13 protein-coding genes and 1 pseudogene are annotated in these 15,390 nt (G+C 74.4%); 7 read left to right on the top strand and 7 right to left on the bottom strand.

All coding sequences use genetic code 11. The annotated features are described in order from the left end of the window. Positions 1 to 47: 47 nt before the first annotated feature. Positions 48 to 305 (bottom strand): hypothetical protein, encoded by a 258-nt coding sequence (locus IEY71_RS00970; protein WP_189083451.1) that lies wholly within the window; start codon positions 303 to 305, stop codon positions 48 to 50. 78 nt (positions 306 to 383) lie between these two features. Between IEY71_RS00970 and IEY71_RS00965 the strand changes: the two genes are divergently transcribed. From IEY71_RS00965 to IEY71_RS00950, 4 genes are read left to right on the top strand one after another with little or no spacing between them, the layout of a single operon-like run. Further along, positions 384 to 926 (top strand): hypothetical protein, encoded by a 543-nt coding sequence (locus tag IEY71_RS00965; protein ID WP_229781475.1) that lies wholly within the window; start codon positions 384 to 386, stop codon positions 924 to 926. Position 927: 1 nt separating this feature from the next. Then, positions 928 to 3,849, top strand: coding sequence for an aminotransferase class III-fold pyridoxal phosphate-dependent enzyme (locus tag IEY71_RS00960; protein WP_229781474.1), 2,922 nt, complete (start codon positions 928 to 930; stop codon positions 3,847 to 3,849). Positions 3,850 to 3,894: 45 nt separating this feature from the next. After that, positions 3,895 to 5,010 (top strand): DUF2207 domain-containing protein, encoded by a 1,116-nt coding sequence (locus IEY71_RS00955; protein ID WP_189083450.1) that lies wholly within the window; start codon positions 3,895 to 3,897, stop codon positions 5,008 to 5,010. 37 nt (positions 5,011 to 5,047) lie between these two features. Beyond that, positions 5,048 to 5,776, top strand: coding sequence for an alpha/beta hydrolase family protein (locus IEY71_RS00950; protein WP_189083449.1), 729 nt, complete (start codon positions 5,048 to 5,050; stop codon positions 5,774 to 5,776). A 78-nt stretch (positions 5,777 to 5,854) separates the two neighbouring features. On the opposite strand, the gene IEY71_RS00945 is transcribed toward IEY71_RS00950, so the two are convergent. The 3 genes from IEY71_RS00945 to IEY71_RS00935 form a co-directional block, all read right to left on the bottom strand. Then, a complete protein-coding gene (locus IEY71_RS00945) occupies positions 5,855 to 6,799 on the bottom strand; it encodes an NADP-dependent oxidoreductase (protein WP_189083448.1) in 945 nt (314 codons plus the stop codon). A 61-nt stretch (positions 6,800 to 6,860) separates the two neighbouring features. Continuing rightward, positions 6,861 to 8,591, bottom strand: a complete 1,731-nt coding sequence (locus IEY71_RS00940; protein WP_189083447.1) for an amidase — start codon at positions 8,589 to 8,591, stop codon at positions 6,861 to 6,863. Then, positions 8,588 to 9,631, bottom strand: a complete 1,044-nt coding sequence (locus IEY71_RS00935; protein WP_189083446.1) for an agmatine deiminase family protein — start codon at positions 9,629 to 9,631, stop codon at positions 8,588 to 8,590. The genes IEY71_RS00940 and IEY71_RS00935 overlap by 4 nt, the downstream gene beginning before the upstream one ends. A 120-nt stretch (positions 9,632 to 9,751) precedes the next feature. Here IEY71_RS00935 and IEY71_RS00930 point away from each other — a divergent pair, with 120 nt between their 5' ends. Next, on the top strand, positions 9,752 to 10,384 hold the full coding sequence (locus tag IEY71_RS00930) for a TetR/AcrR family transcriptional regulator (protein ID WP_189083445.1): 633 nt from the start codon (positions 9,752 to 9,754) through the stop codon (positions 10,382 to 10,384). A gap of 7 nt (positions 10,385 to 10,391) precedes the next feature. Here IEY71_RS00930 and IEY71_RS00925 read toward each other — a convergent pair whose 3' ends face one another. Then, entirely contained in the window at positions 10,392 to 10,784 is a 393-nt protein-coding gene (locus tag IEY71_RS00925) for an MmcQ/YjbR family DNA-binding protein (RefSeq protein WP_189083444.1), read from the bottom strand. Positions 10,785 to 10,856: 72 nt separating this feature from the next. Here IEY71_RS00925 and IEY71_RS00920 point away from each other — a divergent pair, with 72 nt between their 5' ends. Then, positions 10,857 to 14,414 (top strand): TM0106 family RecB-like putative nuclease, encoded by a 3,558-nt coding sequence (locus IEY71_RS00920; protein WP_189083443.1) that lies wholly within the window; start codon positions 10,857 to 10,859, stop codon positions 14,412 to 14,414. 82 nt (positions 14,415 to 14,496) lie between these two features. Here the strand turns inward: IEY71_RS00920 and IEY71_RS00915 are convergent, their stop codons facing one another. Further along, the gene (locus IEY71_RS00915; protein WP_189083442.1) at positions 14,497 to 14,934 is read right to left on the bottom strand and encodes a YdeI/OmpD-associated family protein; all 438 of its coding nucleotides are present in this window, start codon (positions 14,932 to 14,934) and stop codon (positions 14,497 to 14,499) included. Positions 14,935 to 15,001: 67 nt separating this feature from the next. Here IEY71_RS00915 and IEY71_RS00910 point away from each other — a divergent pair, with 67 nt between their 5' ends. Then, the gene (locus tag IEY71_RS00910; RefSeq protein ID WP_373292238.1) at positions 15,002 to 15,268 is read left to right on the top strand and encodes a glutaredoxin family protein; all 267 of its coding nucleotides are present in this window, start codon (positions 15,002 to 15,004) and stop codon (positions 15,266 to 15,268) included. A 9-nt stretch (positions 15,269 to 15,277) separates the two neighbouring features. Here the strand turns inward: IEY71_RS00910 and IEY71_RS00905 are convergent. After that, positions 15,278 to 15,390 (bottom strand): annotated as a pseudogene (locus tag IEY71_RS00905) (LLM class F420-dependent oxidoreductase); the annotation flags it as partial.

Below are 15,390 nucleotides of genomic sequence, written 5' to 3'. Positions count from 1 at the left end.
GCACTGAACCGCCGCGGTGCGCCGGCCGCGCCCCTCGGGGTGCGGCCTCAGGCCAGCAGTTCTCGGACGGCGAGGCCCCACTCGAAGCCGCACTCGCGGCAGTCGAAGATGGGCGCGTCGTCGAAGGTGAAGCCGTCGAGCCCCGTGTCGGGGTCGGCGGCGGCCTCGACCTCGAGGTCGAGCGGGCCGTAGAGGATCACGTGCACCGCGTGCGAGTCGCACCGCGGGCAGCGCTCGTCGACGGCCCGGGCGGGCGCGGTGCCGGCGGCGGGGTCGGATTCGAGGCTCATCGTGCGGTTCGTCATGGCACACACGGTACGCGCGGCCTCCGACATCCTCCGGAGCACATCGGCGCGTCGCCGCCGGAGCCCTAGGCTGGCAGCGTGCCCGCATCGACGCCCGCTCCCGCCGCCGGCCGGCCGACCCCGGAGTCGCCGACGAGCCGCATCCTGCGCGCGAGCTTCGCCACCGAGGAGGCCGTCTACGGCGTCATCCTCGTCGCCGGCCTGATCGCCGTGTCCGGGGTGCACGGGGCGACCTCGTTCACCGTCTTCGCGACCGTCATGATCACGGTCGTCGTGTTCTGGCTCGCCCACCTCTACGCCGGCACGGTCGCCGGGCACGGCCTCGCGCACGACCGCATCGTCGGCATCCGGGAGTCGTTCCGCGCCGCGTTCCGGCGTTCGCTCGGCCTGCTGCTGTCGGCCCTCATCCCCTCGAGCATCCTGCTGCTCGGCACCGCCCGCGTCATCGACGACCGGGCCACGATCTGGGTCGCCCTGTGGACGTGCGTCGCGGTACTCGCCGTGCTCGGCTTCATCGCCTTCCAGCGCCGGGGCGCCCCGTGGCCCATCCGCGTGCTCGGTTCGCTCACGACCGCCGCGTTCGGCGTCGTGATCATCGTCGCGAAAGCCCTCATCCACTGACATGGAACGGACGAACGACCCCATGCCCGACGCGCCCCGCGGCTTCGACTTCTTCAGCGCCGGCGAACTCCCCGCCCCGAACCTGCCCGCCGCCGAGGTCGCGGCCATCGCCCGGGAGCACTGGGGGCTCGAGCTCGCACTCGAGCCGCTCGGCAGCCAGCAGGACCAGAACTTCCTCGCCCGCGCCGCCGGCGACGGCTCGACGGATGCCTCGACCGGCACCCCGATCGGCGTCGTGAAGATCACGAACCCCGCCTTCGGCGCGGAGGAGCTCGCCGCCCAGGACGCGGCCGCGGCCCGGATCGCCGAGGCATCCCCGGCCCTCCGCATCGCGACGACGCTGCGCAACGCGGAGGGCGCTCCGCTGCACGTCCGCGCCGAGACGAGCGAGGGCGCCCTCGATCTCCGCCTGCTGCGCTTCCTCGAGGGCGGCACGCTCACGGGTGACGCGTACCTCTCCCCCGCGGTCGTCGCCGGGCTCGGCGAACTCGCCGCGAGTTCGGTGCTCGCCCTCGCGGACTTCGACCACCCCGGCCTCGACCGGGTGCTGCAGTGGGACCCGCGGGTCGCGGATCGCGTCGTCGCGCTCCTCGCGGCCCACCACCCGGATGCCTCGCGGCGCGCCCTCGTCGACGACGCGACCGCGGAGGCCTGGGCGGCGCTCGCGCCGCTCGCCGACGCGCTGCCGATGCAGGCCGTGCATCTCGACCTCACCGACGACAACGTCGTGTGCCGCACCGAGCGCGGCATCCGCCGCCCCGACGGCATGATCGACTTCGGCGACGTGACCCGCAGCTGGGCGGTCGCCGAGCTCGCGATCTCGATCTCCTCGGTGCTGCACCACGACGGGGCGGAGCCCGTGTCGGTGCTGCCCGCCGTGCGCGCCTTCCACGCCCGCCGCCCGCTCAGCGAGGCCGAGATCGCCGCGATCTGGCCGATCGTGGTGCTGCGGGCCGCGGTGCTCGTCGTGAGCGGCGAGCACCAGGTGCAGCTCGACGGCGGCGAGAACGCGTACGCGGCCGCAGGCATCGCCCGGGAGTGGCGCATCTTCGAGCGGGCGAGCTCGGTGCCCCTCGCGGTCATGACGGCCGTCATCGCCGACGCCCTCGCCGAGGACGGCGGCGGCGCGGCCGCCACGGCGACCGCGGTGACCGCGGTGACCGCGGCGAGCGAGCGCCCCGGCGTCGCGCGGCTCCACGTCTCCGTGTTCGCCGACGACGTCGACGGCGGCGCCTGGCTCGACGGTGCGGAGCTCGAGGAGCGGCTCGCCGCCCGCGCCCTCGACGCCGGGGCGTCCGCCGCCTGGCTGCCGCGCGCCGTCCCGCGGCTGACCGCGAGCACCCGCCGCTCGGCGGAGTCGGCCGCGACGATCCCGCTCGGCGTCGACGTCTGGTTCGCCGAGCAGACCCGCCTCGAGGCATCCGAGCATCTGATCCTCGACGGTGCGCTGCAGGAGGCCGACGGCGAGTGGATCGCGCCCGCGCGCACCCGCGTGCGCGCCCGCCTCGGCCGCCCCGACGCGCCGCACCTCGTGCGCCCCGAGTACGCCACGGGCTGGCTCGCCGTCACCGACGACCCCGCGCCGATGCTCGGGCTCGCCGACCCGGCCGCTCCGTCCGCGACCGCACCGGGCGCACGCACCGCCCCGTCCCTGCTCGCCCGCCGCGAGGCCTCCTTCGCCGAGGTGCAGGAGCACTACTACGACGCCCCGCCGCAGATCGAACGCGGCTGGCGCGAACACCTCGTCGGCACCGACGGCCGCGTCTACCTCGACATGGTGAACAACGTCACGCCGCTCGGGCACGGGCACCCGGGCGTCGCCGACGCCGTCGCCCGGCAGCTCCGCCGGCTGAACACGAACTCGCGCTTCCACTACGCGGCGGTCGTGGAGTTCTCCGAACGGCTCGCCGCGCTCCTCCCCGAGCCGCTCGACACCGTGTTCCTCGTGAACTCGGGATCCGAGGCCGCCGACCTCGCCATCCGCGTCGCCCTCGCCGCGACCGGCCGGCGCGACGTCGTGAGCGTCCTCGAGTCGTACCACGGCTGGACGTACGGCTCGGATGCCGTCTCGACCTCGATCGCCGACAACCCGAACGCGCTCGCCACCCGCCCGGACTGGGTGCACCCGATCGAGGCGCCGAACCCCTACCGCGGGCGCTACCGCGGCGCCGACGCCGCCCGCTACGCCCCGGAGGCCGCCGCCGCGATCCGCGAGCTCGCCGCCGCGGGCCGCCCGCCCGCCGCGTTCATCGCCGAGACTTTCACCGGCAACGCCGGCGGTATCCCGCTGCCCGACGGCTACCTCGCCGAGGTCTACGCCGCCGTGCGCGCCGAGGGCGGCCTCGCGATCGCCGACGAGGTGCAGGCCGGCTACGGGCGGCTCGGCGAGTGGTTCTGGGGCTTCGAGCAGCAGGGCGTGGTGCCCGACGTCGTCGCCGTCGCGAAGGCGATGGGCAACGGCCACCCCCTCGGCGCCGTCATCACGAGCCGCGAGATCGCGGCGCGGTTCCGCACGCAGGGCTACTTCTTCAGCTCCACGGGCGGCAGCCCGGCGTCCTCGGTCGCCGGCCTCGCCGTGCTCGACGGCTACGCCGAGGAGGGGCTGCAGCAGCACGCGGCCGAGACCGGCGCGTACCTCAAGGGGCTCCTCGAGGAGTTGCAGACCCGGCATCCGCTCATCGGCACCGTGCACGGGCTCGGCCTCTACCTCGGCGTCGAGTTCGTGCGCGACCGCGAGACCCTCGAGCCCGCGACCGAGGAGACCGCGGCGATCTGCGACCGCCTGCTCGAGCTCGGCGTCGTGATGCAGCCGACCGGCGACCACCAGAACGTGCTGAAGACGAAGCCGCCGCTCGTCATCACCAGGGAGAGCTGCGACTTCTTCGTCGCGATGCTCGACCGGGTGCTCGCGGAGGGTTGGTGACGCGCCGCGACGTCGCCCGACCCGCGTCATCCCTAGACTGAGCCCGTGCTGCCCCTCGTCGTCTCCGTCGCGCTCGTGCCGGCGATCGTCATCCTGGCGTTCGGCGTCGCGGTGCGACTGGTCTCCAGGCAGCCGGCGGTCTCGCCGGTCGTGCAGTACCTGCCCGACCGCGCGTCGACGGTGCTCCGCGACGCGCTCCTCGCCGACGCCGACCGCCGCGCGGTGCCGGCGGCACTGATCGATCTGGCGGTTCGGCGCAAGATCCGGCTGGTGGCGGATGCCTCGGCCGGCGACCGGGCGCCGATCGGCGTCGTCATCGTGCCCGGCGCCCGCTTCACGCCCGAGGAGTACGCCGTGCTCGAGGCGCTCGTCGGCCCCGACCACGTGCCGGGACGGCTGCGCCGGTTCTCCGCCGAGCGCCGCGCCCTCGGCCTGCGGATCAAGGCGCTGCTGCGCTTCACGGAGGACTCGCTCGCCCGCGAGGGGCTCGTCGCCACCCGCCGCATCAGCTGGCCGGGCACGACGCTCACGGTGCTCGCCTACCTCGGAATGCTCTCCGAGGCGGTGCTCATCGTCTTCACCCTCGTCGCGAACGACTGGCTCGCGCTCTGCGTGACGCTCGTCGCGACGACGGCGACGATCCTCACCGTGATCATCACCCCCGCGTCGTGGCGGAAGTACCTGCCCGCTGCGCGTCCGAAGCGGGAGCACCTCGACGGGCTGCGCCAGTACCTCCGGGCCGTGGAGACGGATCGCCTGCGGGAGCTGCAGTCGCCGCGCGGCGCGCCGCTCGTGCCGGAGTCGGCGGACGGCGCCCCGGCGGCGGCACCTGCGGCGGGCGGCGAGCTGAACGCCCCCGGCGGCGACGCCCTGGTGCGCTTCCACCTGCACGAACGACTCCTGCCGTACGCCGTCGTGTTCGGCGTCGAGCGGGAGTGGGCGGCGAAGCTGAAGCTCGAGGCCGCCGAGGCCGCGAACGCGCCGGGCGCTTCGAACGGCGAGACGCTGGCCGCGCTCGGCGAGCTCACGGCCGAGCTCGCCCAGCTCATCGAGCTCGCGGGCGGCGCCGGCGAACTGCTCGCCTCCCTCGGCGAGCTGCGCGACGCCGGCGGCGAGGTGATCGCGGACGCGGGCGCCTTCTTCGACGCGCTCAACCCGTGAGCCCCATGACCGTCCCCGCACCGCGAGAGGAGCCGAGATGACCGAGCAGGAGCCCGAGCCGGGGCCGCAGTCGACCGAGACCTCCGTCGCCGAGCACGAACTGCGGATCGACGTCGACGGGACCCCGGTCACGGCGGTCGCGACGCGACCGGACGACGCGCTCGCCACGGTCGTCGTCGCGCACGGCGCCGGCGCCGGCATGGCGCATCCGTTCATGTCGGGCTTCACCCGGGCGCTCACCCGCCTCGGCTTCGCGACCCTGCGCTTCAACTTCGCGTACGTCGAGGCCGGACGGCGGATGCCCGGACGGCCCGCCGCGGCGATCGCCGCATGGCGGGCGGCGGTCGACACGGCGCGCGAGCTCGCCGCCGAGGCCGGTGCCGCCGAGGAGCGGATCTGGGCGGCCGGCAAGTCGTACGGCGGCCGCATGGCCTCGATGGCGGTCGCCGAGGGGATGCCGGTCGACGGGCTCGTCTACCTCGGCTATCCGTTGCACGCGCCGGGCAAGGCGGGCCAGCTCCGCGACGCGCATCTGTACGGCGTGACGACGCCGATGCTGTTCCTGCAGGGCACGAACGACCCCTTCGCGACGCCGAACTCCGAGCTCGACGAGGTCGTCGCCCGCATCGGCCCGACGGCCGTGCTCGAGTGGCTCGACGGCGCCGGGCACTCCTTCGAGGTGAAGGGCAGGAAGCGCGCGCCAGCCGAGATCGCGGCGGAACTCGCCCCGCTCGTCGCCGACTTCGTCCGCCCGCGGCTCGCCTGAGCTGCGCGGTCGCGCGAACGGCGCGCGCCGGTGCCGGGCGGTGGCGATTCGCGCGACGTCGCGAGCGGACCGGGCGCGCTACGGCACGAGGATGAGCTTGCCGCGCACGTGCCCGGTCTCGCTGAGCCGGTGCGCCTCGGCGGCCTCCGAGAGGGGCAGCAGCTGCGCGATCTCGACGTCGAAGCGCCCGGCGGCGAGCAGCAGCGCGGCGAGCGGCACGGCGTCCGCGCGCAGGCCGAGCTCCTCCGGCGTGAGCGGGATCGGGCTGCCGCCGCTCCAGGCCCGGATGCCGAGTTCCGCCGCCTGGGGCCCGAGCACGATGGTGCCGATGCGGTCCGGGTCGCCCACGAAGCGCTTCGAGACGGCGATCGCCTCGTCGGTGCCGACGAGGTCGAGGGCGGCGTCGACGCCACCGGGGGCGAGCGCCTGGACGCGCTCGGCGAGCCCGTCGCCGTACGTCACGGGTTCGGCCCCCAGCTCGCGCAGCCGCTCGTGATTGCGTTCGCTCGCCGTCGCGATGACCCGGGCGCCGACCCGGCGGGCGAGCTGGATGGCGGCCTGGCCGACCGCTCCCGCGCCGGCGTGCACGAGCACGGTCTCGCCGGCGGAGACGTCGAGGGAGACGAGCGCCTGGTGGGCGGTTCCGACCGGGATGCCGAGCGCCGCAGCCTGCTCGAAGGAGATCTCGGCGGGCTTCGGCGTGAGCAGGGCGGCGTGCACGGCGACCTCGCTCGCGTAGGTGCGGGCGGCCCAGGCGACGATGACCTCGTCGCCCGGCTGCCAGGCGGCCACGCCCTCGCCGACGGCGGTGATGACGCCCGAGGCATCCGCCCCCGGCCGGCGCGGCGTCGTGATCGGCCCGCTCGGCCGGAACGCGCGGCGCACCTTGGCGTCGATCGGGTTCACCCCGATCGCGCGCACGGAGACGACCACCTCGCCGGGACCCGCTTCGACCGCCGGGACCTCCCGGTACCGCAGCACCTCGGGTCCGCCGAACTCCTCGTACTCGATCGCGAAAGCCATGCGCCCAGCCTAGGCAGGCCGGGCGCACGGCGGTCGCGGATGACGCCGGGCTACCCGGCCGCTACCCCGCCAGACGCGGGGTGCGCGGCGGCTCGGTGCGGCGGTCGCCCGTCGCCTCGAAGGCCGCGGCGAGCGCGAGCAGCGCGGTGTCGTCGTAGGCGCGCCCGGCGAGGGTGAGGCCGACCGGCATGCCGATGTCGGCCATGCTGCCCATCGGCACGGTCACCGTCGGGATGCCGAGGTGGCGCGGCACGAGATTGCCGTTCGCGACCCAGACGCCGTTGCGCCAGCCCAGCTCGGCCGAGGCCTCGTTCACGTCCATGTCGGCGGGGCCGACGTCGGCGACCGCCGGGAACGCGACCGCATCGAGGCCGAGGCCGTCCATCCACTCCTCGAGGTCGATGCGGCGGGTCTCCTCGAGCCCGCGGACGCCCGACTCGAGCTCGGGGATCTCCGTGAACGACGCGTACGGGTGCTCGCGCACCTGCTCGGGGTACGCCGCGATGTCGTCGTCGAAGCCGTCGACCCGGTCGGGCAGCGCACCCTCGGGGTGCGGGAAGATCTGCGCGCCGTCGACGATGGTGAGCGTGGAGAGGGCGGGGTCGCCGTTCGCCTGCAGGAAGTCCTCCCAGGCCCAGGCGGAGAGGTCGAGGATCTCGCGCTGGAGGAACGCCTCGGAGACGAGACCGCGGGTCTTCACGGTCGGTGCGCCGGGCCGGTCGCCCTCGTAGTTCGTGACGACGGGGAAGTCGACGAGCACGACCTCGGCGCCGGCGGCCTCGAGGTCGCGGCGCGCGGCCTCCCACAGCTCCATCACCGAGGCGCGCGTCTCGATGCGCTGGCCGGTCGGTCCGCCGATGCCGCCGTCGGGGTTCGTGCCCGCCTCGGGGTCGGCGTTGACGTACATGCGGGGCACGCCGATACGCGTGCCGGCGAGCCCGGCGCGGGCGGCCTCCGCGTCGCTCGGCAGGAGGGCGGGGTACGACGCGGGACGCACCTCGGACGCCGCCGGAATGCGCACCCACGGCTGCGCGCGCCAGAAGTCGCCGCGCGTGTCGGGGTCGTCGGCGACGATCACGTCGAGCAGCTCGAAGAGGTCGGCCATGGTGCGGGTGTGCGGCACGACGACGTCCATCGTCGGCACGAGCGGCCAGTTGCCGCGCACCGAGATCACGCCGCGGGAGGGCGTGTACGCGCAGAGGGCGTTGTTCGTCGCCGGCCCCCGGCCGCTCGACCAGGTCTCCTCGCCGAGGCCGAACGCCCCGAAGGAGGCCGCGGTCGCCGTGCCCGAGCCGTTGGACGAGCCCGAGCCGAAGGCGGCGGTCAGGAACTCGGCGTTGTACGGGCTCTCGGCGCGGCCGTAGACGCCGCGCTGCATGCCGCCGTTCGCCATCGGCGGCATGTTCGTCAGGCCGATCAGCACCGCGCCGGCGTCGCGCAGCCGCTGGATGGTGAACGCGTCGCGCTGCGCGACGAGGTGCTCGAAGGCCGGGCTGCCCGCCGCGGCGGTGAGCCCCTGCGCGAGGTAGCTGTCCTTCGCGGTGTACGGGATGCCGTCGAGCGGACTGAGCGTCTCGCCGCGGGCGCGGCGGGCGTCGGATGCCTCGGCGTCGGCACGGGCGGCCGGGTTCATCACGACGAGCGCGTTGAGCGCCGTCGGGGTGCCGGGGGCGTCGTAGGCGGCGATGCGGGCGAGGTAGGCGTCGAGCAGCTCGACCGAGGTGGTCTCGCCGGACTCGAGGGCGGCGCGGAGGCGGGCGATCGGCGCCTCGACGACGTCGAAGCCGCTCATCGGGCGACCCCCTCGACCGTGGGCTGCTGCTGCGTGATGCAGTGGATGCCGCCGCCGCGGGCGAAGATCGGCCGCGAGTCGACGGTGACGGCCCGGCGGCCCGGGTAGGCCGCCTCGAGGATCTCGCGGGCGCGGGCGTCGGCCGCCTCCTCGCCGAAGCCGCACGCGATGATGCCGTCGTTCACGACGAGGTGGTTGACGTAGCTGTAGTCGACGAAGCCCTCGTCGTCGCGCAGCGTGTCGGGCGCCGGGAGGTCGACGACCTCGAAGCCGCGGCCCGAGGCATCCGTCGCCGCTTCGAGCACCTGGCGGATCTCGCGCGAGACCTCGAAGTCGGGGTGCTCGGGGTTCTGCTGCGCGTGGAGCAGCACGGTGCCCGGCGCCGTGATCGTCGCGACGATGTCGACGTGGCCGTTGGTGCCGAACTCGTCGTAGTCGCGGGTGAGGCCGCGGGGCAGCCAGACGACCTTCGTCGCCCCGATCGTGCGGGCGAGCTCGGCCTCGACGCGGGCCCGGTCGGCGAAGGGGTTGCGGCGCGGGTCGAGCTGCACGGTCTCGGTGACGAGCACGGTGCCCTCGCCGTCGACGTGGATGCCGCCGCCCTCGTTCACGAGCACGGAGCTGACGAGCTCGGCGCCGGCGTGCGCCGCGGCGAAGCGCGCGATCTCGGCCGACTTCTGCCACTCGGCCCACTCGGGCGCGCCCCAGCCGTTGAAGATCCAGTCGACGGCGCCGAGGACGCCCGGGCGCTCGTCGTCGACGACGAAGGTGGGGCCGAAGTCGCGCATCCAGAACTCGTCGAGCGGCGCCTCGAGGAGCTCGATCTCGGAGCTCAGCATGCGGCGAGCGCGCGCGATCTCGCTCGGGTCGACGACCATCGTGACCGGCTCGAACTCCGCGACGGCGTGCGCGACGGCCGTCCACGCGTCGTACCCCGTCTGGCGGAAGGCCTCGCCCTCGCCGAGGGTGAGCCCCTCGCGCGGGAACGCCATCCAGGTACGGTCGTGCGGTGCGGTCTCAGAGGGCATGCGCCAGCTCATCGGGGAGCCTCCACTTCGAGGTTCGGGACGCCTCGGGAGCCGCGGCATCACGTCTAGGTTCGCAGATTCTATTGACCAAATGGTCAATATCTGCGCCGAGGCTATCTAGGATGGGGGATCATGTCAACGCCGACGCGTCAGCGCGCCCCCAGGATGTCCCCGGCGGAGCGGGCGCTCTCCATCGCGAACGCCGCACGCTCGCTCGCGCTCGAGGAGGGCCTCTCCGCCGTCACGCTGCGCGCCGTCGCGGCCCGCGCCGGCGTCGCCCCTGCGCTCGTCGCGCACTACGTGCCGAGCATGGACGTGCTCATCGCCCGCACCTTCGCCTCGGTCGTCTCGGCCGAGGTCGCCGAGATCGAGACGCTGCTCGACGCACTGCCCGGGCCGCGCGCGCAGCTCGGCGTGCTCGTCCGCACGATCCTCGACGGCAGCCGCGACGACGTGACGCTCGTCTGGGTCGAGGCGTGGGCGCTCGGCCGCCGCAACGAGACGCTCGCCGCCGAGGTGCGCGCGCAGATGGATGCCTGGCAGGGGGTGATCCAGGACGTCATCGGGGCCGGGGTCGCCGCCGGCGAGTTCGAGACCGAGGATCCGGCCGCGGTGGCCTGGCAGCTCCTCGGCATGGTCGACGGACTGAACGCGCAGGCGCTCGTACGCTGGGGCGACACGAGCGACCGGGGCTCGCTCATCAGCCACGCCGTCGAGGGGATGCTCGGGCTCGACCGCGGCGCCCTCGACGCGCCCGGAGCGTAGGCGGCGCTCAGTCCGGGTGGGCGTCGAGCCACTCGCGGCCGAGCCTCGGCGGCGCCATCAGCAGCCAGGCCTCCTCGACGAGCTCCTCGAGGCGCCGATCGGAGATGCGGTCGAGCCGCGCGAGGATCGCCGACCAGCCGTCGAAGTGATGGATCGTGAAGAACACCGCGGGGTCCTCCTCGACCAGGGCGAGCTTCACCGCCTCGTCCTCGACCCTCGCGCCCAGGATCGGGCCCGGCTGCTCGTCGAGCCCGAGCTCCGCCAGGTCGGTCTTGCGCAGCGGACGCTCCCAGACGAAGCCCTTGCCGTGCACCCGCCAGTGCGCCGATCCCCAGCTCGTGCCCTCGCTCGTGTCGGGCAGGGCGAGGGCGAGACGGCGGAGCTGCTCCCAGTCGGCCATGCGGCACACCCTACGCCGATGCCGTGTCGGACGCACCGGCTAGCGTGGAGGCATCCCGAACGAAGGAGCCCGATGTACCTGCTGAACGGCTCCGTGGTGACGAGCGCGAGCGACCTCAAGAAGGCGAGCGACTGCGAGTTCGCCTTCCTGCGCGAGCTCGACCAGAAGCTCGGCCGCGACGCGCTGTTCGCCCCGCTCGACGACCCCATGCTGCGCCGCGCCGGCGAGCTGGGCGACGCGCACGAGCTGCGCGTGCTCGAGCGCTACCGGGCCGAGTTCGGCGACGGGGTCGTCGAGATCGAGCGCCCCGACGTGCGCGACCTCGAGCAGGTGGCCGCCGCCGTCGCCGCGACGAACGCCGCGTTCGCCGCCGGGGCGCCCGTCGTGTTCCAGGCGACCTTCGCCGAGCCCGACTTCATCGGCTTCGCCGACTTCATCGTGCGCCGGCCCGACGGCGGCTACCGCGTGCAGGACTCCAAGCTCGCCCGGCACGCCAGGGTCACCGCACTGCTGCAGCTCGGGGCCTACGCCGAGCAGCTCGCCCGCCTCGGCGTCCCGCTCGACGACACCGTCGAGCTCCTCCTCGGCGACGGCTCGGTGAGCGCGCACTCGCTCGCCGACATCGTGCCGGTGTACCGCGAGCGGCTCGCCCGCATGCGCCGCATCGTCGCCGAGCGCGAAGCCGACACCGCCCCCGTCGCCTGGGGCGATCCGCGCTACACCCACGACGGGCGCTGCCCCACCTGCGAACTCGAGGTGCAGGCCAACCGCGACGTGCTGATGGTCGGCGGCCTCCGCACCACGCAGCGCGAGCCCCTCGCAGCCGCGGGCATCACGACGATCGACGCGCTCGCCGCGTCGACCGGCCCCGTGCCGCACCTCGCCGAGGCGACGCTCGAGAACCTGCGCGCCCAGGCCCGGCTACAGTTGCGCGCCGAGTCCGAGGCGAGCGCCGCCGAGGCGTCCGGGGCCTGGCGCGAGGGCGACCCGCCGCTCGCCCCGCCCGTCGAGCTCCGCGAGGCGCGCGCGATCGCCGCCATACCCGAGCCGAGTCCCGGCGACCTGTTCTTCGACTTCGAGGGCGACCCGCTCTACACCGAGGGCGACGGCACGAAGTGGAACCTCGACTACCTCTGGGGCATGGTCGACACCGCCGAGCAGTACACGGCGTTCTGGGCGCACTCCTTCGCCGAAGAGCGCGAGGCGCTCGTGCGATTCCTCGAGCTCGTGAAGCTGCGCCGCCAGGCGCACCCGGGGCTGCACATCTTCCACTACGCGAGCTACGAGCGCACGCACCTCACGGCCATCGCCGCCCGGCACGGCGCGGGCGAGGCCGAGGTCGACCAGCTCCTCGCCGACGGCGTGCTCGTCGACCTCTACCCGATCGTGAAGCGCGCGGTGCGGGTGGGCAGCCGCTCCTACTCCATCAAGAAGCTCGAGCCGCTCTACATGGGCGCCGAGCTGCGCGAGGCCGACGTCAAGTCGGGCGCCGACTCCATCACCGAGTACGTGCGGGCGAGCGAGCTGCAGGCGGCGGCGCAGCTCGGGGGCGATGCGGATGCCGCGGCCGAGGCCGCCCGCATCCTCGCCGACCTCGCCGACTACAACCGTTACGACTGCGTCTCCACGCTGCGGCTGCGGGACTGGCTGCTCGAACTGGGCCGCGGGGCCGGCGTCGCCCCCGTGCCGGGCGCGCTGCTCGCCGACCGGGCACCCGGCCGCATCTACGAGGCCTCGCCCCTCGCGCTGCGTCTGCGCGCGATGGTGCAGCAGCGCGAGGCGGCCCGCCCGACCCTCGACGGCGTCCGGCGCGACGCCGACACCGAGGCGCTCGCGCTCGCCTCCGCCGCGATCGACTACCACGCCCGCGAGGCGAAGAGCTTCTGGTGGTGGCACTACCTGCGCTGCGACCAGCCCGTCGAGAGCTGGGAGGACCACCGCGACGTGCTCATCGTCGATCCGGCGCGGTCGCGTGCGCTCGGCAACTGGTACGAGGAGCCGCGCTGGCAGAGCGCCCGCCGCGAGCTGCTGCTCGACGGGCACATCGCACCCGGTTCGCGCTTCAGCCCGGGGGCCGAGGTGTTCCTCCTCTACGACTGGCCGGCGCCGTTCGACGCCCAGTCCGCCCGCCCCGGGCAGCGGGCCTGGTCGAACGCCGTCGTGGTCGAGGCCGGCGACGCCGGGGTGCGGGTCGAGGAGCGCGGCCAGCCGGGGCGCACCTGGCGCGACCTCCCGGTCGCGATCGCGCCCGGCGCTCCCCCGCGGGCCGACGCCCTGCGCGACGCCATCGCCGAGTGGGCGGCGGCGATCCCGACGCTCGACCCCGTGCTCCCCCGCAATCCCGCGATGGACGTGTTGCGGCGGCGCCCGCCGCGCACCACCGGCTCGCTCGCGCCGGTCGGCGCCGAGCACGACTACCTCGCCGCCGTCGTCGACTCGGTGCGCCGGCTCGAGTACTCCTACCTCGCCGTGCAGGGCCCGCCGGGCACCGGCAAGACCTACCTCGCCGCCCACGTCATCGCCAGGCTCGTGCGCGAGCACGGCTGGCGCGTCGGCGTCGTCGCGCAGTCGCACACCGTCGTCGAGCACCTGCTCGAGGCGATCGTCGGCGCGGGGCTCGACGCCGGGCTCGTCGGCAAGGCGGTGAAAGATCCGGCCGAGGCGGGGCTGCGCGCGTTCACGGCGTTCGCCCGCAAGGACGAACTCACCGCGTTCGTCTCCGAGCGGCCCGACGGCCACGTCATCGGCGGCACCGCGTGGGACTTCTGCAACGTGCGCCGGGTGCCGCGCGGCTCGCTCGACCTGCTCGTCGTCGACGAGGCGGGCCAGTTCTCGCTGGCCTCGACCATCGCGGTCTCGGTGTCGGCCCGCAATCTGCTGCTGCTGGGCGACCCGCAGCAGCTTCCGCAGGTGAGCCAGGCGCTGCACCCGGAGCCGGTGGACGCCTCGGCCCTCGGCTGGGTCGCCGACGGCCACGACGTGCTGCCGGCCGAGTTCGGCTACTTCCTCGCCGAGAGCCGGCGCATGCACCCGGCCGTCGCGGCCCCCGTGTCGCGGCTCTCCTACGAGGGCGAGCTGCAGTCGCACCCCGTCGCCGCGAGCCGCTCGCTCGACGGCGTCGCGCCCGGCCTCACGCCCATCCCCGTCGAGCACGAGGGCAACTCGACGCACTCGCCGGAAGAGGCGCGCGCGGTCGTCGAGCTCGCCCGCTCGCTGCTCGGGCGCGAGTGGCACGACGCGCACGACTCCGCCGACGGTCCGGTCCGCGCCGCGCCCCGGCCGCTCGAGCCCGCCGACCTGATCGTCGTCACCCCGTACAACGCGCAGCTCGGCGTCGTGCGGGAGGCGCTCGACGCCGCCGGCCTGCACGAGGTGCCGGTGGGCACGGTCGACAAGTTCCAGGGGCAGGAGGCGGTGATCGCGATCGTGTCGCTCGCGGCGTCCTCCGCCCGTTCGGCCCCGCGCGGCTTGGAGTTCCTCCTGCTCAAGAACCGGCTGAACGTGGCGATCTCGCGAGCGAAGTGGGCGGCGTACCTCGTCTACTCGCCCGGGCTGCTCGACGGGCTCCCGCACAGAGCCGAGGGGGTGGCGCAGCTCAGCGGCTTCCTGCGTCTCGTCGGCCGCGCCTGAGCCGGCAGCGACGCAGCGGCGTCGGCACGGCTCGGTCGGTGCAGCAGCGTCGGCCGCGCCTGAGCGAGGTGCCCGGCCGGGCTCAGCCCCCGACGAGCTTCGCCACCGCGGCGTCGATGCGGCGCTGCCGGGTCTCCGCCGCCTTGGCCTGCTCGATGGCGGTGACGTGCGCCTTCTTGTGGCTGGGCGCCAGCGCTTCGAACGCCGCCACGGCACCCGGGGCCGCTTCGAGCGCGGCCTGGAAGTCCGCGGGCACCTCGACGGTGCGCGGCGCCGTGTCCAGCTCCATCTCGACCTCGATGGGGTCGCCGCCGCCGATGCCGGTCTCCCTCCGCTTGTCCGAGCTGAACGGGATGAGCGAGCGCCCGCCCATCACTCCGACCGTGCTGCGGTACTCATAGCCGTTCACCCGCACGAGCACGGGCGGCCGCTTGCCGCCGCCGAGCGCCTCGATCACCTCGGGCGGCACCTCGATGCCCGTGTTGTTGCCCAGCTGGGACATCGTCGTCTCGAATCGCATGCTCCCCAGTCTGACCGCCGGGCGACGTTCGGGAATACCCCAGCCAGGTAATGCGTACAGTATCGATGTGACTGCTACTGCTGCGAACCCCGACCGGATCACCATGTACGGCGCCGCCTGGTGCGGCGACTGCCGTCGCTCGAAGGCCCTCCTCGACCGGCGCGGCGTCGACTACGAGTACGTCGACCTCGAGGTGCACGTCGAGGCGGCCGAGACGGCGAAGTCGATCTCCGGTCGCACGAACATCCCCGTCGTCGTCTTCCCGGACGGCACCCACTTCACCGAGCCCACCGACGCCGAGCTCGGCGCGAAGCTCGACGCCGTCGGCGCGTAGCCGAGGCCCTCAGCGCAGCGCGGGGATGACCTCGCGCTCGAAGAGCTCCAGCCCGCTGCGGTCGTAGGCCGCCTCCGGGAAGTAGTGGATCGCGTAGCCGAGGCCGCGCTCGCGCATGTCCC

It is taken from the genome of Agromyces mediolanus (assembly GCF_014648575.1).
GTDB classification, from domain to species: domain Bacteria; phylum Actinomycetota; class Actinomycetes; order Actinomycetales; family Microbacteriaceae; genus Agromyces; species Agromyces mediolanus.
This window is presented reverse-complemented; position numbering and strand designations above follow the sequence as displayed.

Excerpts from the sequence above, each read along its gene's own strand:
- IEY71_RS00930 (WP_189083445.1), top strand. The coding sequence starts at position 9,752 with ATGTCAACGCCGACGCGTCAGCGCGCCCCCAGGATGTCCCCGGCGGAG.
- IEY71_RS00970 (WP_189083451.1), bottom strand. The coding sequence starts at position 305 with ATGACGAACCGCACGATGAGCCTCGAATCCGACCCCGCCGCCGGCACC.
- IEY71_RS00950 (WP_189083449.1), top strand. The coding sequence starts at position 5,048 with ATGACCGAGCAGGAGCCCGAGCCGGGGCCGCAGTCGACCGAGACCTCC.
- IEY71_RS00925 (WP_189083444.1), bottom strand. The coding sequence starts at position 10,784 with ATGGCCGACTGGGAGCAGCTCCGCCGTCTCGCCCTCGCCCTGCCCGAC.
- IEY71_RS00920 (WP_189083443.1), top strand. The coding sequence starts at position 10,857 with ATGTACCTGCTGAACGGCTCCGTGGTGACGAGCGCGAGCGACCTCAAG.
- IEY71_RS00915 (WP_189083442.1), bottom strand. The coding sequence starts at position 14,934 with ATGCGATTCGAGACGACGATGTCCCAGCTGGGCAACAACACGGGCATC.
- IEY71_RS00945 (WP_189083448.1), bottom strand. The coding sequence starts at position 6,799 with ATGGCTTTCGCGATCGAGTACGAGGAGTTCGGCGGACCCGAGGTGCTG.
- IEY71_RS00960 (WP_229781474.1), top strand. The coding sequence starts at position 928 with ATGGAACGGACGAACGACCCCATGCCCGACGCGCCCCGCGGCTTCGAC.
- IEY71_RS00940 (WP_189083447.1), bottom strand. The coding sequence starts at position 8,591 with ATGAGCGGCTTCGACGTCGTCGAGGCGCCGATCGCCCGCCTCCGCGCC.
- IEY71_RS00935 (WP_189083446.1), bottom strand. The coding sequence starts at position 9,631 with ATGAGCTGGCGCATGCCCTCTGAGACCGCACCGCACGACCGTACCTGG.